This window comes from Micromonospora sp. KC213, from assembly GCF_004348325.1.
Classification (GTDB): Bacteria; Actinomycetota; Actinomycetes; order Mycobacteriales; family Micromonosporaceae; genus Micromonospora.
Map to the genome: position 1 here is coordinate 1 of NZ_SMKF01000133.1, position 16,914 is coordinate 16,914.

Here is a 16,914-nt window from a genome sequence, read left to right on the forward strand (position 1 = left end):
GCACCCCGCCCCAGCTACGACGACGCCACCTGACCCGCAACGCCGGGCCAGGTGACGAGCGGACTCGAGGTGGCCGGTGTCAGCGGCCGGCGGGCTTGAGGCCGAGCGGCTTGCCCAGCAGCGACTCCCGGCGCACCGCGAGCCGGTCGGCGACCTGGGCCAGCGCCTTCGAGGCGGGGGCGTCCGGCTCGGCCAGCACGATCGGCGTGCCGGCGTCGCCGCCCTCCCGGACCCGGGTGTCGAGGGGGATCTGCCCCAGCAGCGGCACCTGCGCGCCGATCGTCCGGCTCAGCGAGTCGGCGACCGCCTGGCCGCCGCCGGAGCCGAACACCTCCATCCGCGAGCCGTCGGGCAGTTCCAGCCAGGCCATGTTCTCGATGACGCCGACCACCCGCTGGTGGGTCTGCAGGGCGATCGCGCCGGCCCGCTCGGCCACCTCGGCCGCCGCGGCCTGCGGGGTGGTCACCACCAGGATCTCGGCGTTGGGCAGCAGTTGGGCCACCGAGATGGCGATGTCGCCGGTGCCCGGGGGCAGGTCCAGCAGGAGGACGTCCAGGTCGCCCCAGTAGACGTCGCCGAGGAACTGTTGCAGCGCCCGGTGCAGCATCGGGCCGCGCCACACCACGGCCGCGTTGCCGGGGGTGAACATGCCGATCGAGATGACCTTCACGCCGTGCGACTGCGGCGGCATGATCATGTCTTCGACCCGGGTGGGCTTGCCGTCCGCGCCGAGCATCCGGGGTACCGAGTGGCCGTAGATGTCCGCGTCGACCACGCCGACGGCGAGGCCCCGGGCGGCCAGCGCGGCGGCCAGGTTCACCGTCACGCTGGACTTGCCGACGCCGCCCTTGCCGCTGGCCACCGCGTACACGCGGGTGCGGGAGCCGGGCTGGGCGAACGGGATCACCGGCTCCTGGCTGGCGGTGCCGCCGCGCAGCTTCGTCTGGAGTTCCTGGCGCTGCTCGGGGCTCATCACGCCGAACTCGATCTCGACACCCGTCACGCCGGCCACGGCGCCGACCGCGGCGGTGATGTCGGCGCGCAGCTTGTCCTTCAGCGGGCAGCCGGCCACGGTGAGCAGCAGCTCGACCCGGACGACGCCGTCGTCGCCGACCACGGCGGAGCGGACCATGCCGAGCTCGGTGATCGGGCGGCGGATCTCCGGGTCGTTGACGGTGGCCAGGGCGGCCTGGATCGCGTCGGAGACGGTGCTGACGGGTGCTGACATGCCGGCAATGTTACGTCGGCGGCGATCCGTCCCGGTCGCCGTGCCGGCGGGTGTGAGCGAATCGATGGTCGCGGCCGGGAGCAGAACATCAACCTTCCGGGCGGCCGTCGCGGGCGTAGTCGCCGTCCAGATCGTCGCGGGGCTCGTCGAGCGGATCCGAACCCGCCGAACGGTGCGACGTGCGCTTCTGCTGCCGGCGTTCCAGCCGCTGCCGCCGGTGCGCCGCCTCGTCCAACTCCTCGGCCAGCCGGGCCAGCTCGGAGCGGAGGAAGTCCCGGGTGGCCACCTCGCCCATCGCGACGCGCAGCGCGGCGATCTCCCGGGCCAGGTACTCGGTGTCCGCCTTCTGCATGGTCGCCCGACGCCGGTCCTCCTCCAGCGCGACCCGGTCGCGGTCGGCCTGCCGGTTCTGCGCGAGCAGGATCAGCGGGGCCGCGTACGACGCCTGGAGCGACAGGATCAGGGTGAGGAAGGTGAAGGTGTACGGGTCAAAACGCAGGTGCGGCGGGGCCAGGGTGTTCCAGAGGAACCAGGCGGCGATCACCACCGTCATGTAGACGATGAAGTTGGCGGTGCCCATGCCCCGGGCGATCCCCTCGGACCAGCGGCCAAAGGCCTCCGGATCGAAGCGGGGCAGCTTCACACGGGACTCGCGCGGCTGGTCCAGCCGTTCGGTCCGCCGGCGCTCAACCATCCGCGCCACCCGGGGTCTCCTCGCCGCCGCCCGCGGTCGGTACCGCGTCCCGGTCCCGCCAGTCCGGTGGCAGCGAGTGGTCGAGCACGTCGTCGACGGTGACCGCGCCCACCAGCCGGTTGTTCCGGTCGACCACCGGCATCGCCACCAGGTCGTAGGTGGCCATCCGCCGGGTGATCTCCGGCAGCGGGGTGGTCGGCCGCAGCGGGTCGATGTCGTTGACCACCACCCCGCCGAGCAGGTCGGCCGGGGGCTCCCGGAGCAGGCGCTGGAAATGCACCATGCCCAGGTAACGGCCGGTCGGGGTGGTCATCGGGGCGCGGGCCACGAAGACCTGCGCGGCCACGGCGGGGGAGAGCTGCTCCTCCCGGATCCGGGCCAGCGCCTCCGCCACCGTGGCGTCCGGGGGCAGGATCACCGGTTCGGAGGTCATCACGCTGCCGGCGGTGCCCGAGGCGTACCGCAGGAGTTGACGGACCGGGTCGGCCTCGTCCGGCTCCATCAGGTCCAACAGCACGTCCTGCTCCGGCGGGGGCAGCTCGTTGAGCAGGTCGGCCGCGTCGTCCGGGTCCATCTCCTCCAGTACGTCGGCGGCCCGTTCCCGGTCCAGCGCGGCGAGGATCTCCACCTGGTCGTGTTCGGGCAGCTCGCTGAGCACGTCGGCGAGGCGTACGTCGTCCAGCGCGGCGGCGACCTCGTTGCGCCGGGTGTCGGGCAGGTCCTGCAGGGCGTTGGCCAGGTCGGCCGGGCGCATCTCCTCCAGCACGGCCAGCAGGTTGGCGGTGCCCCGGGTGTCGGCGGCGCCGCTGAGTCCGCGTACCCGTTCCCACTGGACCTGGTGCAGGTGGCCACGTCGGGTGAGCCGGCCGGTGTGTTCGCGCACGGCGACCCGGGACAGCGACCACTCTCCGTCCCGGCTGTGCTCCATCGCCACGTCCACCACCGTGCCCGGCTGGCCGGCGGGTTCGAGCTGGACCCGTCGGTCCAGCAGTTCCTGGAGCACCAGCAACTCGTTCGGGCGCTTCTCGAAGCGACGCAGGTTGAGGGTGCCGGTGCCGAGGACCACGGCGTCGGCGTCGATGGAGGTGATCCGGTTGATGGACAGGAAGATGCGCCGACGCATCGGCATCTCGGCGACCAGCCCCACCACCTCGGGTGGGCGCTGCGTCGGCCGGAGCCGGGCCACCGCGTCACGAACCCGTCCCACCAGGTCGCCGTTGGGGTCGAAGACGGCGACTCCGGCGAGTCGGGCCAGGTAGACCCGGTTCGGCGTACTCACGGGCACCAGCCTAAGCGCCTACTGTCTAACACCATGTCGACCCTGGCCTACGAGATCGTGGACGTTTTCACCGACCGCCCGTTCGCGGGCAATCCGCTGGCCGTGGTGTTCGGTGCCGAAGGGCTGGCCACCGAACAGATGCAGGCGCTGGCGCTGGAGTTCAACCTGTCGGAGACGGTGTTCGTGCTGCCTCCGACCCAGGTCGGCGCCACCTACCGGGCCCGGATCTTCACCCCCGCCGACGAGCTTCCGTTCGCCGGCCACCCCAGTGTCGGCGCGGCGGTGACCGCGAGCCGGCGCGGGATGTTCGGTGTGGGGCAGGTCACTCAGGAGTGCGGTGCCGGGGTGCTGCCGATCGAGGTCACCGCGACGGGTGCCACGTTGACCGGTGGTGTCCCCACCCTCAGCCCGGAACTTGACCCGGAGCCGCTGCTGGAGATGGTCGGCCTCGACGCGGCCGACCACACCGGTCCGGCGCCCCGGGTGGCCGGCTGCGGCCTGGAGTTCCCCTATCTGCCGGTACGCCCGGACGCGGTGGCGCGTGCCCGGTTGAACACGGCGGCGGCGGAGCGGTACGGGCTGGACCATGTCAGCGTCTTCTCCTGGGACGTCGGTACGCAAACCGCGCACGCCCGGGTCTTCGTGCCCGGGATGGGAGTGCCGGAGGACCCGGCGACTGGTTCGGCCGCCCTCGGGCTGGGTGTCTGGCTGGTGGCCAGCGGGCTCCTGCCCGGTGAGGGCTGCTCCGGGTACGTGGTCCGGCAGGGCGCGGAAATCCGCCGGCCGTCCACACTGGCCTGCACGGTGACCGCGGCCGGCGGGGTGGCGGTCGGTGCCACCGTCTCCGGTCAGGTGATGCCGGTGGCGCGCGGTGAGATCGCCGTACCCCCCTTCATCGGCTAGGAATCCGGCCCGGCCGCGCCCCGGCTTGCGGCATGCTGTGGTATTCCGGTGGCGGGACACGGCGATGTGCCGCAAGCAGAGTCGATCATGTCATCGGGCCGGGCCGGGCCGGGCCGGACGACGTACGGGAGGATGACGGGGTGACGGACGAGCAGGACGCCCCCGGGTCGACGCCACTGGTCGACGAGGCGATGAAGAAGGCTGCCGTCTGCTGGGTGGCGGTCGGCGACGGTCCCGCGCTGGCCCTGTGGTGCGTGCCCCTGGAGGGGGCGCTTCTCGTGGTCAGCGGGCCGGGCGAGCAGTCCGCGCCGGGCCTGGCCGATGCCGGGGCGGCCCGGGTCACGCTGCGTGGCGACCACGGCGGCCGGATCGTCACCTGGCCCGCGCGGGTGACCCGGCTCGCCCCGGGCACCGAGGAGTGGCAGGCGACGGCCCCGCTGGTGGCCGCGAAACGCCTGAACGCCCCCGGGTCGGCCGCCGACCTGGTCGAGCGCTGGGCAGCCGACGGTTGCGCCCTGAACCGCCTCCTGCCGGCCGGTGCACCGGACGCCGCCGGCACGCTACCGGACACCGCCCTCGCCGAGGAGCCGCGCGGGGCCAGCGTCGTCCGGGCGGCCCGCAAGCCGTTCCGCCTGCACAAGGTCCGCCGCCGCTGACCACCTGCCACCGGCCGGAGGCGCTTCCTCAGCGGGCCGCCGCCGGGTCGACCAGCTCGACCACCTCGCTGAGCGAGCCGATCAGCGGCCCGTCCCAGCCCTGCTCGGCGTCGAAGACCAGGTGCCCGGCTAGGTCGGGGGCGGCGAGGCGCATCGCGCTCATCCCGGCCCGTTGCGCGCCGGTCAGCTCCTGGCTGCCGCCGTCGCCGACGTACAGGCAGTCCTGCGGGCGTACGTCGAGGCGGCGGCACGCCGCCAGGTAGAGCGCCGGGTCAGGCTTGCAGCGACCGAACTGGACGGAGAAGACCCGCACGTCGAGCAGGGGGGCCACCGCCAGTTGCGGCAGGAAGGCGGGCAGCTCGTGGGTGCAGTCGCTGATCACTCCGGTGCGTACGCCCCGACGGCGCAACGCGGCGAGGGCGGGGACCGCCTCGTCGCGCAGTCGGGTGTCGGCACGTATCGCGCGGTGCCGGGAGGCCACCGCCGCGCGTACCGCCTCGTCGGAGGGCTGCACCCCGGCCTGACTGCACACCCAGCGCAGGGTCGCCTCGGCCGTGCCGTGCCGGCCGCTGGCCCGCTGGTAGAAGGTCCGGTCGAGTACCGCGGTGAGCGTGTCCATCGGGCAGCCGAGCAGCTCGGCGGTGGCGCGGTGGGCCGCCCCGCGTTGCACACGGCGGGTCAGCGTGCCGAAGAAGTCGAACAGCACCGCCTGGTACCTGGGCATGGGGGAGCGCCTCCGGAGGTGAGGGATTCGGCGGCGAGGTAGCCCGATGGTAACGGAGTGCTCACGGTCAGATGTCGCGGACCTCGATCACCCGGCCGACCGGTGCCGCGTCGCCGAGCGCCGCCCGCAGGGCCCGCCGCTGCGGGTCGGCCCGGAACGCCTCCCAGCCGGCCCGCGAGGCGAACCGGATCAGATGCACCTCGGTCCACCCGTCGGTGCTGCGCAACCGGCGCTCCAGTCGACCGCCGTGCTGTTCGAGCAGGGCGAGCACGTCGTCCTCGTACCGCCGGGCCTCCTCGGGCTGGTCGAGCGGGTACTCGACGAGAGCCACCAGGAGCACCGCCGGGTCGGGCCGGCTCACCGGTCGACCCCGACGGCCCTGGCGCTGGCTGCCCAGAGCCGGGCGGCGAGCTGCGGATCAGCCGCCTTCGGCCACGGTCGGCGCAGCCGCCGGTCGGCGTAGTAGGCCCCGTTCACCAGCCGGGACGGATCCTGGTGGGCCAGCCACACCAGCGTCTCGGCGCCCTTCTGCGGGCTGCGAACCGGCAGGAGCCGCATGCCGAGGGCGACCAGCCGGCTGTCCGTGCCGATCCGGGTCCGCACCAGCCCGGGATGGAAGCAGTACGCCGGCGTGTCCGGCCAGCGCCGGGCCGCCTCGGCGGTGAACAGGATGTTGGCCTGCTTGCTGGTGCCGTACGCCTGGATCGGCCGGTAGCGGCGTAGGCCGGCGTTGAGGTCGTCGGGGTCGAGCGCTCCGCTGCGGTGCGCCCCGGAGGCGGTGGCCACCAGCCGGCCGATCCGGTCGCGCAGCAGGTGGCTGAGCAGGAACGGGGCCAGGTGGTTGGCCTGTATCGACAGCTCGAACCCGTCGATGGTGGTGACCGGCTGCAGCACGATCGCGCCGGCGTTGTTGGCGAGCACGTCGATCCGGTCGTACGCCGCCCGCAGCCGCTCGGCGAGGCCGCGTACGTCGTCCAGGACGGCGAAGTCGGCCCGGAACAGCTCGGGACGCTCGCCGCTGGCCTCACGGACCCGGTCCCCGGCGGCCTGGAGCCGGGCCGGATCGCGCCCGACCAGCACCACCTGGTCGCCCCGGCAGGCCAGGGCCTCGGCGGCGGCGAGCCCGATACCGGAGCTGGCCCCGGTCACCACCACGATCCGACGGCCAGTGAGATCTTCCACAGGTCCATTCACCCCGGTCACGGCACGAGGTTACCGTGGCGTCACAACGCCCTTTGGGATCGTTAAGTTCCCGTCTGTCATCTCTGCTGGCGTCGGCCGCCCGCCGGACGCTGGAAGGAGCGCATCCATGGCCGCTGTCGGTCGCCCCCGCCGGTCCTGCCTCGCCGTGCCCGGTTCCAGCGTCAAGATGCTCGGCAAGGCCCAGGGCCTTGCGGCCGACCAGGTCTTTCTCGACCTGGAGGACGCGGTCGCGCCGCTGGCGAAGCCGGACGCCAGGAAGAACATTGTGGCCGCGCTCAACGAGGGCGACTGGACCGGCAAGACCCGGGTGGTGCGGGTGAACGACCTGACCACCCCGTGGACCTACCGGGACGTCATCGAGGTGGTCGAGGGCGCCGGCGTCAACCTCGACTGCATCATGCTGCCGAAGGTGCAGAACGCCGCCCAGGTGCACTGGCTGGACATGACGCTGACCCAGATCGAGAAGACCCTCGGCCTCGAGGTCGGCCGGATCGGCATCGAGGCGCAGATCGAGAACGCCGCCGGCCTGGTCAACGTCGACGCCATCGCCGCCGCCTCGCCCCGGGTGGAGACCATCATCTTCGGGCCGGCCGACTTCATGGCCTCGATCAACATGAAGTCCCTGGTCGTCGGCGCGCTGATCCCGGACTATCCGGGTGACCCGTACCACTACATCCTGATGCGCATCCTGATGGCCGCCCGGATGAACGACAAGCAGGCCATCGACGGGCCGTTCCTGCAGATCCGCGACGTGGACGCGTTCCGCGAGGTGGCCCGGCGATCGGCCGCGCTGGGCTTCGACGGCAAGTGGGTGCTGCACCCGGGCCAGATCGACGCCGCCAACGAGGTCTACTCGCCGGCCCAGGCCGACTACGACCACGCCGAGCTGATCCTCGACGCCTACGACCACTACACCTCCGAGGCGGGCGGGAAACTCGGCGCCGTGATGCTCGGCGACGAGATGATCGACGAGGCGTCCCGGAAGATGGCGCTGGTGATCGCCGCCAAGGGCCGCGCCGCCGGGATGACCCGCACCTCCAGCTTCACCCCGCCCGCCGGCTGACCCGCACGTGCCGCCCCGGGGCCGACCCGGAGCGGCACGCGACCGGTCAGTAGCTGGTCGAGTCGAAGCTCGACGAGTCCTGGTTCGCCGCCCAGATGATGAACACCACGATGGCGATCGTCGCCAGCAACGCGATCACGGTGGCGATCCAGCCCACGATGACGCCGGCCATGGCGAAACCCTCGCCGGCCTCGCCCCGCTCCCGGATCTGCCGCTTGGCGACGTGCCCGAGGATCGCGCCGACCAGGCCGATCCAGCCGCCGAGACCGTAGCCGCAGAGGCCGAGCGCACCGATGATCGACACGACCATCGCGGCGATGGCCAGGCCGTTGTTCTGCGGTGCCGGCGGGTAGCCGTACCCTGGATAGCCGGCGGGCGGGTAGCCCGGCGTCGGGTACGCATCGGCGGGTGCGGCCTGCGGCGGCACCGCGTACGGGTCGGCGGGTGCGGCCTGCGGCGGCACCGCGTACGGGTCGGCGGGTGCGGCCTGCGGCGGCACCGCGTACGGGTCGGCGGGTGCGGCCTGCGGCGGCACCGCGTACGGGTCCTTGGCTACCGGCAGGCTCGGGTCGCCGGTCGGCTGGGTCGGGACCGGCTGGCCGACCGGCTGGGTGGGGTCGCCGGTCGGGTTGCTCCAGCCGTCGGCCGGTGGGGGATATGTCATCAGGTCTTCTCCGTCGCGTGTGGGTGCGCCGTCAGGGTAGTCAGCGCCAGGTAATCCGGTCAGCCCGTGGTGCCGCGTTGCCCGGATCGTCCGCAGCGGGCAGGATCGCGGCATGGTCATCGACGCGCGCGGCAGCGACCGGTCCGGCAGCAGACCGAGGCGGGACGTGAGCCGTCCAGGATTGGCGCGACGGACCCGCGCGGTCAGCGCCAGCGGCGTACCCGGCCCGGACGAGCCGGCGCCGTTGCCGGAGCCGGAGCCGGTGACGATGCGGCTCGACGGCCGGGTCGCCCTGGTCACCGGGGCGGGCAGCGCGGACGGGATCGGCTACGCGACGGCCCGCCGGTTGGCCGACCTGGGGGCCCGGGTGGCGATCGTCTCCACCACGCGGCGGATCCACGAGCGGGCCGGTGAACTCGGGGTGACCGGGTTCGTGGCCGACCTCACCGACGAGTCGGAGGTGGGCGCGCTGGCCGACGCGGTCACCGAGCAACTCGGCGACGTCGAGGTGCTGGTGAACAACGCCGGCCTGGCCAGCCGGGCCAGCCCGGAGGTGCTGCGCCCGGTGGCGCAGCTCAGCTACGACGAGTGGCGCGGCGAGATCGACCGGAACCTGACCACCGCGTTCCTGTGCAGCCGCGCCTTCATCGGCGGCATGGCCGAGCGGGGGTGGGGGCGAATCGTCAACCTGGCGGCGACCGCGGGGCCGGTCAACGCCCTGCCCACCGAGGCGGCGTACGCGGCGGCGAAGGCCGGTGTGGTCGGGTTGACCCGGGCACTGGCCATGGAGATGATCGCCGACGGGGTGACCGTGAACTCGGTGGCTCCGGGCACGATCCACACCGCGGCGTCCACCGTCGCCGAACTCAAGCAGGGGATGGGTACCCCGGTGGGCCGACCCGGTACGCCGGACGAGGTGGCCGCGGCGATCGCCTTCCTCTGCTCGCCGGCGGCCTCGTACATCACCGGGCAGATGCTGGTGGTGGACGGCGGCAACAGCGTCCGGGAGGCCCAGTTCCGCTGACCGACGTCAGTAGGTGGTCTCGCCGTGTGAACCGGCCCAGATCAGGAAGGCCAACCAGCCGCAGCAGGCCAGCAGGCCGAGCACGGTGAAGGCGTAACTGAGCACCAGTCCCCAGGTGGCGAGCTGGTCACCCGCTTCGCCGGTCCGTCTGATCTGCCGTTTGGCCAGGTGTCCCAGGACGATCCCGGCGGGAGCGAAGACGAACGCGAAGACCAGCGACAGGATCGCCATGACGTTCGGTCCGCCGTCGCCCGACGGCGGTCCGTACTGCCCGTACGGGCCCCGCGGCGGGTACTGCGGCTGCCCGCCGGGTCGCTCGTACGGCGACGGCCCGCCGGCCCCCTCATGGGGGTAGAGCGCCGACTCGCCGGGCCGCTCGTACGGCGACGGCGGCTGTTCGGGCTGCTGTCCCCAGCGCGGCTGCCCCGGCTCGTCGGACGGTGGCTGGTTCATCCTCGTCACCTCTTCCGCCGCAGGTCGGTGCCGCTCTCTCTTGCGGACGCTACCCGCAGCGGTGAACCTTTTCACAGCGGTTGGGCGACTGGTCACCTTGGCGGGCCAGCCGCGGGGGCCGATACTGACCGAGCGTTTAGTTACCTATGAGTAATGCGCCGACCCCGGAGGCTGAGATGGCCCGACTCGCCCAGACACCCGGCCTGACCGACGTGCAGCGGTCGATCCTGGAGACCGTCCGGGAGTTAGCCGACAAAGAGATCATCCCGCACGCGCAGCGGCTGGAGCACGCCGACGAGTACCCCACCGACATCCTCGACGGGATGCGCGAGATGGGGCTGTTCGGTCTCACCATCGACGAGGAGTACGGCGGGCTCGGCGAGTCCCTGCTGACCTACGCCCTGGTCGTCGAGGAGTTGTCGCGCGGCTGGATGTCGATCTCCGGCATCGTCAACACCCACTTCATCGTGGCGTACCTGATCTCCCAGCACGGCTCGGCCGAGCAGAAGGCCCGGCTGCTGCCGACGATGGCCACCGGCGAGGTGCGCGGCGCCTTCTCCATGTCGGAGCCGGAGTGCGGCTCCGACGTCTCGGCGATCAAGTCGAAGGCGGTCCGCGACGGCGACAACTACGTCCTCGACGGTCAGAAGATGTGGCTGACCAACGGGGCGTACTCGTCGGTGGTGGCCACCCTGGTCAAGACCGACACCGGGGCCGACTCCGTCTACGGCAACATGAGCACCTTCCTGCTGGAGAAGGAGCCCGGCTTCGGCGAGACCGCCCCCGGCCTGACCATCCCCGGCAAGATCGACAAGATGGGCTACAAGGGCGTCGAGACCACCGAGATGGTCCTCGACGGGGTGACGGTGCCCGCCTCCGCCGTGCTCGGCGGCAAGGAGAAGGTCGGTCGCGGCTTCTACCAGATGATGGACGGAATCGAGGTCGGTCGGGTCAACGTGGCCGCCCGCGCCTGCGGCATCTCGCTGCGCGCCTTCGAACTGGCCGTCGCGTACGCGCAAGCGCGCCGCACCTTCGGCCAGCCGCTCGCCAAGCACCAGGCCGTCGCGTTCAAGCTCGCCGAGATGGGTACGAAGATCGAGGCGGCGCACGCCCTGATGGTCAACGCCGCCCGGCTCAAGGACGCCGGCCAGCGCAACGACGTCGAGGCCGGCATGGCGAAGCTGCTCGCCTCCGAGTACTGCGCCGAGGTCGTCCAGGAGGCGTTCCGCATCCACGGCGGTTACGGCTACTCGAAGGAGTACGAGATCGAGCGGCTGATGCGGGAAGCTCCGTTCCTGCTGATCGGCGAGGGCACCTCGGAGATCCAGAAGACCATCATCTCCCGGGGCCTGCTCAAGGAGTACAAGCTCTGACCGCTGCGCGTCACCCGCCGGTCGGCTCCGGCGCGCTCACCGGCAGCCCCACGCCGAACGCCGCCGGCCGGGAGCGGAAGTGCTCGATCGCGGCGATGAGCCGCTGTTCGGACACCGCCGTGTCCCGGCCCCCCACCACCGGATCCGGTTCCCCCGGCGGCCAGTCCGTGGGCCGCAGCCACACCCCCTCGACCCGACCGTCCCGCCGGTGTGGCCCGACCGGGCCGAGCCTCGTCCAGTCGTACACCTGGCGGCCGTACCGGATGCCGCTCGCGGTGAGCGCCAGCCGGCCGGTGAATCGGGCCGCCTGGTAGCAGATCCACCCGACCCCGGCGGTGGCCCCGACCAGGAGCACCGGCCGGACGAACCGGGTCGAGGGCGGCCCCCCGGACAGCGCGTTGAGCCCCCCGGCCGCGAACACGCCGACCACCACGACGTTTCCCGCCACCTCGACCCAACCGGCGACGGAGCGTCGCGCCACCAGCCCGGACTCCACCGCGTCCCGACCCGCCACCCGCACCCGCCACACCAGGCGACCGTCGCGGTGCGGCCACCACCGCCGCGCCAGCACGCGCGCGCCGAACAGCAGCCCGAGCAGGAGCCAGACAGGAGGGTTGAGGTTCAGTTTGTCGGCGGACGGCAGCCGGGACAGGCCTAGTGCCACCGGCCCCGCCACCGCCGCGGCGACCAGCAGCGCGACCACGCGCCGCCCCCACAGCCCGTCCCGCGTCGCCGGCATCCGCACGCCCGCAGCATAGGCCCCACTCACCGGCGTGACCTGGAGGGAGTGTGCGCGGTCGGGTCAGGAAAGGCGGGTGAGGCCGGCCGCCGCACGTTCGACGATCAGGCACCGGTCCTCGACGTAGTCCATGCCGGCCGCCTCCGCGATCCGTCGCGCCTCGGCCGAGACGATGCCCAGCTGCAACCAGACCGCCGGTGCGCCGATCGCCGCCGCCTCACGGACCACCTGCACCGCGTCGCGCGCCGGCCGGAACACGTCCACCAGGTCGACCGGGTGCGGGATGTCGGCCAGGGACGGGTACGCCCGCTCGCCGAAGAGTTCGTCCACCGTCGGGTTGACCGGGATGATGCGCCAGCCGTACCGCTGCATCTGCGCCGGCACGCGGTGCGCTGCCTTGCCCGGGTCGCGGGACGCGCCCACGACGGCGATCACGGCCGAATCGGCGAGGATCTGCTGAGCACTGCGCATCCGCCGACTCTAACCCCACCGCCCACCGGACAGCTCGCTACAACAGCGACAGCTGCTCGGCGGCGGCCGGCGGGGCCGGCGTACGCGACGGCACGGCCGGCTGCGGCGGCCGGCGGTCGTCGCCGCGCTCGGCCCGGTGCAGCCCGTGCCGGCGGGCCGCCATCCGCACCCGCGCGGTCAGCTCCCGCTGGTACGCCTGCGGCGCGTACGCGCCCGCCCGGTACAGCTCACGGTAGCGGGGGACCAGCCGGGGGTGGGCCCGGGTGAGCCAGTGGGCGTACCACTCGCGGGCGCCGGGGCGCAGGTGCAACGCCAGCGGGGTGACGCTGGTCGCCCCGGCGGCGGCGATCGCCGCCACGGTCGCCTCGATCGACTCGTCGGTGTCGCCGAGACCGGGCAGGATCGGCGCCATCAGCACCCCGACCGGGAACCCGGCGTCGCTCAGCGCCCGCACCGCGTCCAGCCGTCGCCGAGGGCTCGGCGTGCCCGGTTCGACCGACCGCCACAACGCCTCGTCGACGAACCCCACCGACAAGGAGAGGCTCACCCGGGTCACCTCGGCGGCCTGCCGCAGCAGTGGCAGATCCCGCAGGACCAGGGTGCCCTTGGTGAGGATGGAGAACGGGTTCGCGAAGTCGCGCAGCGCCTCGATGATCGACGGCATGAGCTGGTAACGCCCCTCGGCCCGCTGGTAGCAGTCCACGTTGGTGCCCATCGCGACCGGCGCGCCCCGCCAGCGCGGCGCCGCCAACTCGCGACGGACCAACTCCCCGGCGTTGACCTTGACGATCACCTTGCGGTCGAAGTCCGCACCGGCGTCGAGATCCAGGTAGGTGTGCGTGTTTCTCGCGAAGCAGTACACACATGCATGGCTGCATCCCCGATAGGGATTGATGGTCCACTCGAACGGGACGCGGGACGTGCCCGGCACCCGGTTGATGATCGACTTGGCTCGCACCTCGTAGAAGGTCATCCCGGCGAAGCCCGGGGTGTCGAAGGTGCGGGCGACCGCGCCAGGCAGCGCCAGCGGCAGGGGTGGAGCCGCTGGCGCTGCCTGCTCGGGATGCCCCTCATCCGGGGGAGCGGAGAGGTTTTCCCAGCGCATGGCCATTATTCGAACATGCGTACGAGAGATGCGCAAGTGACCCGCCGGACACCGACTCCCGCGCCCCGCCGTGCCGGGTGGAGGATGAAGGCATGGAGAGGCCGACCTTCGTCTACGACGGGGACTGCGCGTTCTGCACCCGGTGCGCCGAGTTCGTCGAGCGGCGCATCCCGACCGGTGCCCGGGTGGTGCCCTGGCAGTTCGCCGACCTCGACGCCCTGGGCCTGACCGAGGCCGAGTGTGAGGAGGCGGTGCAGTGGGTTGGTGCCGACGGCTCCCGCGCCGCCGGTCCGGACGCCATCGCCCGGCTGCTCGGCGACAGCGGCCCGGTCTGGCGGTTGGCCGGTGCCGGCCTGCGCCTCTCTCCGGTACGCCGGGCCGCCTGGCCCGCGTACCGCTGGGTGGCGCGCAACCGACACCGGCTGCCCGGCGGCACCGCCGCCTGCGCCGTGCCATCAGCCCGCCGGGACTGACCGCAACCAGCCCGGGGAAACCCCCACCGGACCGATGCGCGGCGTCAGCCGGCGAGGCCGGCGCAGCGGACGGTGTCCAGCGGCAGGCGTAGGTCGGTGGTGATCTCCGCCACCGACCACGGCCGCCGGAACCGCAGAGTCACGACGTGGTCCGTTCCGGCCAGGCGGCCGCGGTCGACGCGCTCACCCGCTCGGCCACCAGGGTCCGCAGCAGGGCCAGCAGTTCCGCCCGGCTGGCGCAGTGCAGCCGGGAACGCATCCGGGCGACGTGGTGCTCCACGGTCTTCGCGGAGATGAACAACCGGTCGCCGATCTCGCGATAGGTCAGTCCGGCCAGCACCAGCTCGGCCACCTCGTGCTCCCGCTCGCTGAGCTGGTGGCGGGGTGTCGCGTCGACCGGGGGTTCGGCGGCCACCGCGGGCTCCTCCGCCGTCGACCGCGGCCCGCCCCTCGTCCCGCCGGGCCGCCCCTGGAACATCCGGGCCGAGTCCAGCAGGGCGCTCATCGCCCGCCGGTCGGAGGTGCGGATGGCGGCCTGCCCGGCGAGCCGGGCCGCGTCCCAGCGCAGCCCGGCGTCGTACAGGCCACGGGCGGCGGTCTCCACCCGGACCGGGTCGATCGTGCCACGCAGCACCTCCAGCCAGCTCACCGCCGCGCTGGCGACGACCGCTGCGTACCGGCTGTGGTCGGCGGCGGCGACCAGGGCGGCGACGTGGTCGTCCGCCGTGGCGGGCCGGTCGGCGAGGATCGCCGCGTGCAGCCCGCACCAGTGCAGCGGGGCGCTCCACAGGGCCGGGCCGTCGAGGTCGTCCAGCAGCCGCCGGGCCTGGTGCAGGTGCGGTTCCAGCCGGTCGAGGTCGCCCAGCCGGGCCGCCGCGATGGCCAACTCCCCGAGCGGCAGCAGCGTGAACAGGTCGACCGGGTGCCGGAGTACGGCCTCCAGCGCGTGGCCCCAGCCGCGCTGGAGCTCCCCGAGGTCACTGTTGCGCCGGGCGACGCCCATCCGCAGCCCAGTGGCGAAGAGCAGGTCGCGGGACTCCAGCGGCGCACCCTCGGCGGTCATCGCCGTCACCGCCTCGGCCGCGGCACCCGTGTTGCCGCGCAGCATCAGGATCCAGGCCCGCAGCAGCCGGTGCCGCCGGGCCAGCAGAGGTCCACCGGTCCGGCTGGCGGTGGCCCGGTCGAGCACCCGCTCGGCGATGTCCAGTTCGGCGCAGTGCACGGCGGTCAGCGCGGCGAGTGCGGCGGGGCTGTCCGGCAGCAGGACCGTCCGCCCGTCCGGTTCCAGCAGGGCCGCGGCCTGCATCAGCGCGGAGAGCGCGGCGGTGGGGCTACCGTCGATGCTCTCGCGTACCCCCTCGGCCATCAGTCGGGCCGCGCCGGCCAGCAACGTGGGGGGCGCGGCGGCCGTGGACCCGCCCGTGCCGGGCGGATCGTCGCGCTGCCCGGTGGCGAGCGCGCCGACGGTGGCGAACGCCGAGGCCGGGGCGGTGCCGGACCAGCGGTACAGCTCGACGCTGCGGGCCACCTGCCCACGGTGCGCGAGGGCCGTCGCGGCGACCGTGGCGGCCTCGACCCGGTCGGCCGGCGCAGCGGTGGCCAGCAGCCGGTCCGCCAGCCGCAGGGCGGTGTCCAGGTCGCCGGCGAGCGCCGCGGCGGTGGCCTGCCGCCCGTCGGCGCCACCACCGGTGGCGGTGGCGGTGGCGAACAGCTCGGCGGCCAGGGCGGGCTCCTCCGCCAGGGCTTCCTCGGCCGCCGCCCGCAGCGCCGGCGCGGGACAGTCGCCGAGGGTGCCGGTGGCGTGGGAGGAACGGATCAGTGGCAGCATCGCGCCGCCGCGGGCCAGCCGCAGGTCGATCAGCCGACGCCAGACCGCCGTCCGGTCCGCTGGTGGGCTGAGCGTGAGCACCGCGTGCCGGACCAGGGGGGTGATCCGGTGCTCGGCGGTGAGCAGGCCGGCTGCCCGGGTCGTGCCGACCAGGTCGGCCACCGCCTCCGGTGTCTGGTCGAGCAGCGCCGCGAGCAGGTCCACCGGTAGGGGTACGCCGCCGGCGAGGGCCAGCAGCAGCCGGCGTGCGGCGGGCGGTAGCCGGTCGAGGTCCGGTCCGAACTCGAGCACGGCCGGCTGTGGCGGCTCGGTCGGCGGCTGCCGCGTCCCGCGCAGGGCTCGGGCCAGCCGGTCCACGTCCCGGGGTACTCCGGCGCTCTGCCCGTGCACGAAGTCGGCGAGCCCGGACCGGAGACCTGGTTCCGTGCCCGCGCCGAGCCGGGCGGCGGTCTGGTCGGCGGTGAGCGGGGTGAGCAGCACCGGCTCCCCGTGCCGGCGCAGCGTGTCGGCCAGTTCCGTGAGCGCGGCCCGTCGGGGCCAGGGCCGGTACGCGACGACGAGCCGGTGCCGGTCGGTCTCCGCGAGCCGGCGCAGCGTGGCGAGCCGGGCGTCGTCGAGCAGGTGGGCGTCGTCGACGATGAGTACCGCGTCGGGGTGGGCCGGCGTCTCGTCGTCGACCGTGGTCACGACCGTCTGGCCGGCCTGCCGGTGCAGCCGGGTCAACTCCGCCAGCAGGGCGGTCTTGCCGTGCCCGCCGACCCCGGTGACGCCGAGGACGAGCGGTGCGGCCGGGTCGGCGGCGATCCGGTCGAGCAGGGTCCGCTGTTCCCGACGGAGCAGGAGGGGACGCTCGGTGCCGGCAGTCATGGTCATCGCGTGCTTCCTTCGCGTCCCCGGCGGCGGTTGAGCCTCCGGCGGGACGGTTGCGGTAGTTCCAGCGGGACGACCCGGACCGGCGGCCGTGGCGGTGGTCCCTCGCCGAGGTCGACAACCGGGTCCGGCGGCGGGGCGACCGGCGCGGCGGAGGGCGGGGA

Annotated in this window: 18 protein-coding genes; 6 read left to right on the top strand and 12 right to left on the bottom strand. The window is 73.5% G+C overall.

Translation table 11 applies throughout. The annotated features are described in order from the left end of the window. Nucleotides 1-79: 79 nt before the first annotated feature. The 3 genes from E1166_RS22575 to E1166_RS22585 form a co-directional block, all read right to left on the bottom strand. Complete coding sequence (locus E1166_RS22575; protein WP_132341759.1) at nucleotides 80-1,228, bottom strand: Mrp/NBP35 family ATP-binding protein; 1,149 nt, start codon at nucleotides 1,226-1,228, stop codon at nucleotides 80-82. Nucleotides 1,229-1,316: 88 nt separating this feature from the next. Next, nucleotides 1,317-1,922, bottom strand: coding sequence for a DUF1003 domain-containing protein (locus tag E1166_RS22580; protein ID WP_132341785.1), 606 nt, complete (start codon nucleotides 1,920-1,922; stop codon nucleotides 1,317-1,319). Further along, complete coding sequence (locus E1166_RS22585) at nucleotides 1,915-3,201, bottom strand: CBS domain-containing protein (RefSeq protein ID WP_132341761.1); 1,287 nt, start codon at nucleotides 3,199-3,201, stop codon at nucleotides 1,915-1,917. Before E1166_RS22585 ends, E1166_RS22580 begins: the two co-directional genes overlap by 8 nt. A gap of 33 nt (nucleotides 3,202-3,234) precedes the next feature. Here E1166_RS22585 and E1166_RS22590 point away from each other — a divergent pair, with 33 nt between their 5' ends. Both E1166_RS22590 and E1166_RS22595 read left to right on the top strand, forming a co-directional pair. After that, a complete protein-coding gene (locus tag E1166_RS22590) occupies nucleotides 3,235-4,104 on the top strand; it encodes a PhzF family phenazine biosynthesis protein (RefSeq protein WP_132341763.1) in 870 nt (289 codons plus the stop codon). Nucleotides 4,105-4,295: 191 nt separating this feature from the next. Further along, the gene (locus E1166_RS22595) at nucleotides 4,296-4,760 is read left to right on the top strand and encodes a hypothetical protein (RefSeq protein ID WP_207914424.1); all 465 of its coding nucleotides are present in this window, start codon (nucleotides 4,296-4,298) and stop codon (nucleotides 4,758-4,760) included. A 28-nt stretch (nucleotides 4,761-4,788) separates the two neighbouring features. Here the strand turns inward: E1166_RS22595 and E1166_RS22600 are convergent, their stop codons facing one another. The 3 genes from E1166_RS22600 to E1166_RS22610 all read right to left on the bottom strand — a co-directional run bounded on the left by E1166_RS22600 (nucleotide 4,789) and on the right by E1166_RS22610 (nucleotide 6,666). Next, on the bottom strand, nucleotides 4,789-5,484 hold the full coding sequence (locus E1166_RS22600) for an HAD family hydrolase (RefSeq protein ID WP_132341767.1): 696 nt from the start codon (nucleotides 5,482-5,484) through the stop codon (nucleotides 4,789-4,791). A 67-nt stretch (nucleotides 5,485-5,551) separates the two neighbouring features. Beyond that, nucleotides 5,552-5,845, bottom strand: a complete 294-nt coding sequence (locus tag E1166_RS22605) for a hypothetical protein (RefSeq protein WP_132269746.1) — start codon at nucleotides 5,843-5,845, stop codon at nucleotides 5,552-5,554. Further along, on the bottom strand, nucleotides 5,842-6,666 hold the full coding sequence (locus E1166_RS22610; RefSeq protein ID WP_132341769.1) for an SDR family NAD(P)-dependent oxidoreductase: 825 nt from the start codon (nucleotides 6,664-6,666) through the stop codon (nucleotides 5,842-5,844). Before E1166_RS22610 ends, E1166_RS22605 begins: the two co-directional genes overlap by 4 nt. A 127-nt stretch (nucleotides 6,667-6,793) precedes the next feature. On the opposite strand from E1166_RS22610, the gene E1166_RS22615 reads away from it, so the two are divergent. After that, nucleotides 6,794-7,750, top strand: a complete 957-nt coding sequence (locus E1166_RS22615; RefSeq protein ID WP_132341771.1) for a CoA ester lyase — start codon at nucleotides 6,794-6,796, stop codon at nucleotides 7,748-7,750. A 46-nt stretch (nucleotides 7,751-7,796) separates the two neighbouring features. Here the strand turns inward: E1166_RS22615 and E1166_RS22620 are convergent, their stop codons facing one another. Next, nucleotides 7,797-8,414 (bottom strand): DUF4190 domain-containing protein, encoded by a 618-nt coding sequence (locus E1166_RS22620; RefSeq protein WP_132341773.1) that lies wholly within the window; start codon nucleotides 8,412-8,414, stop codon nucleotides 7,797-7,799. A 112-nt stretch (nucleotides 8,415-8,526) separates the two neighbouring features. Here E1166_RS22620 and E1166_RS22625 point away from each other — a divergent pair, with 112 nt between their 5' ends. After that, nucleotides 8,527-9,438: an SDR family NAD(P)-dependent oxidoreductase gene (locus E1166_RS22625; RefSeq protein ID WP_132341775.1), complete on the top strand. Its 912-nt coding sequence runs from the start codon at nucleotides 8,527-8,529 to the stop codon at nucleotides 9,436-9,438. Between the two features lie 6 nt (nucleotides 9,439-9,444). Here E1166_RS22625 and E1166_RS32215 read toward each other — a convergent pair whose 3' ends face one another. Further along, entirely contained in the window at nucleotides 9,445-9,891 is a 447-nt protein-coding gene (locus tag E1166_RS32215) for a DUF4190 domain-containing protein (protein WP_243710482.1), read from the bottom strand. A 176-nt stretch (nucleotides 9,892-10,067) separates the two neighbouring features. Between E1166_RS32215 and E1166_RS22635 the strand changes: the two genes are divergently transcribed. After that, complete coding sequence (locus E1166_RS22635; protein WP_132341777.1) at nucleotides 10,068-11,264, top strand: acyl-CoA dehydrogenase family protein; 1,197 nt, start codon at nucleotides 10,068-10,070, stop codon at nucleotides 11,262-11,264. 10 nt (nucleotides 11,265-11,274) lie between these two features. On the opposite strand, the gene E1166_RS22640 is transcribed toward E1166_RS22635, so the two are convergent. Genes E1166_RS22640 through E1166_RS22650 form a run of 3 tightly spaced genes read right to left on the bottom strand, consistent with a single transcriptional unit; the run spans nucleotide 11,275 to nucleotide 13,579 of the window. Further along, a complete protein-coding gene (locus E1166_RS22640; RefSeq protein ID WP_132341779.1) occupies nucleotides 11,275-12,009 on the bottom strand; it encodes a hypothetical protein in 735 nt (244 codons plus the stop codon). 57 nt (nucleotides 12,010-12,066) lie between these two features. Further along, nucleotides 12,067-12,474 carry a CoA-binding protein gene (locus tag E1166_RS22645; protein WP_132270881.1) on the bottom strand — a complete coding sequence of 136 codons (408 nt, stop codon included), beginning with the start codon at nucleotides 12,472-12,474 and terminating at the stop codon, nucleotides 12,067-12,069. Nucleotides 12,475-12,511: 37 nt separating this feature from the next. After that, the gene (locus E1166_RS22650; protein ID WP_132341781.1) at nucleotides 12,512-13,579 is read right to left on the bottom strand and encodes an Rv2578c family radical SAM protein; all 1,068 of its coding nucleotides are present in this window, start codon (nucleotides 13,577-13,579) and stop codon (nucleotides 12,512-12,514) included. 92 nt (nucleotides 13,580-13,671) lie between these two features. Between E1166_RS22650 and E1166_RS22655 the strand changes: the two genes are divergently transcribed. Continuing rightward, a complete protein-coding gene (locus E1166_RS22655; protein WP_132341783.1) occupies nucleotides 13,672-14,052 on the top strand; it encodes a DUF393 domain-containing protein in 381 nt (126 codons plus the stop codon). 139 nt (nucleotides 14,053-14,191) lie between these two features. On the opposite strand, the gene E1166_RS22660 is transcribed toward E1166_RS22655, so the two are convergent. Continuing rightward, the gene (locus tag E1166_RS22660) at nucleotides 14,192-16,753 is read right to left on the bottom strand and encodes a LuxR C-terminal-related transcriptional regulator (RefSeq protein WP_207914422.1); all 2,562 of its coding nucleotides are present in this window, start codon (nucleotides 16,751-16,753) and stop codon (nucleotides 14,192-14,194) included. Nucleotides 16,754-16,914: the final 161 nt, after the last annotated feature.

What these genes read in the sequence shown, in the direction of transcription:
- E1166_RS22575 (WP_132341759.1), bottom strand. Translation starts at nt 1,228, where the DNA reads ATGTCAGCACCCGTCAGCACCGTCTCCGACGCGATCCAGGCCGCCCTG.
- E1166_RS22580 (WP_132341785.1), bottom strand. Translation starts at nt 1,922, where the DNA reads ATGGTTGAGCGCCGGCGGACCGAACGGCTGGACCAGCCGCGCGAGTCC.
- E1166_RS22590 (WP_132341763.1), top strand. Translation starts at nt 3,235, where the DNA reads ATGTCGACCCTGGCCTACGAGATCGTGGACGTTTTCACCGACCGCCCG.
- E1166_RS22595 (WP_207914424.1), top strand. Translation starts at nt 4,296, where the DNA reads ATGAAGAAGGCTGCCGTCTGCTGGGTGGCGGTCGGCGACGGTCCCGCG.
- E1166_RS22600 (WP_132341767.1), bottom strand. Translation starts at nt 5,484, where the DNA reads ATGCCCAGGTACCAGGCGGTGCTGTTCGACTTCTTCGGCACGCTGACC.
- E1166_RS22615 (WP_132341771.1), top strand. Translation starts at nt 6,794, where the DNA reads ATGGCCGCTGTCGGTCGCCCCCGCCGGTCCTGCCTCGCCGTGCCCGGT.
- E1166_RS22620 (WP_132341773.1), bottom strand. Translation starts at nt 8,414, where the DNA reads ATGACATATCCCCCACCGGCCGACGGCTGGAGCAACCCGACCGGCGAC.
- E1166_RS22625 (WP_132341775.1), top strand. Translation starts at nt 8,527, where the DNA reads ATGGTCATCGACGCGCGCGGCAGCGACCGGTCCGGCAGCAGACCGAGG.
- E1166_RS32215 (WP_243710482.1), bottom strand. Translation starts at nt 9,891, where the DNA reads ATGAACCAGCCACCGTCCGACGAGCCGGGGCAGCCGCGCTGGGGACAG.
- E1166_RS22635 (WP_132341777.1), top strand. Translation starts at nt 10,068, where the DNA reads ATGGCCCGACTCGCCCAGACACCCGGCCTGACCGACGTGCAGCGGTCG.
- E1166_RS22645 (WP_132270881.1), bottom strand. Translation starts at nt 12,474, where the DNA reads ATGCGCAGTGCTCAGCAGATCCTCGCCGATTCGGCCGTGATCGCCGTC.
- E1166_RS22650 (WP_132341781.1), bottom strand. Translation starts at nt 13,579, where the DNA reads ATGCGCTGGGAAAACCTCTCCGCTCCCCCGGATGAGGGGCATCCCGAG.
- E1166_RS22655 (WP_132341783.1), top strand. Translation starts at nt 13,672, where the DNA reads ATGGAGAGGCCGACCTTCGTCTACGACGGGGACTGCGCGTTCTGCACC.
- E1166_RS22660 (WP_207914422.1), bottom strand. Translation starts at nt 16,753, where the DNA reads ATGACCATGACTGCCGGCACCGAGCGTCCCCTCCTGCTCCGTCGGGAA.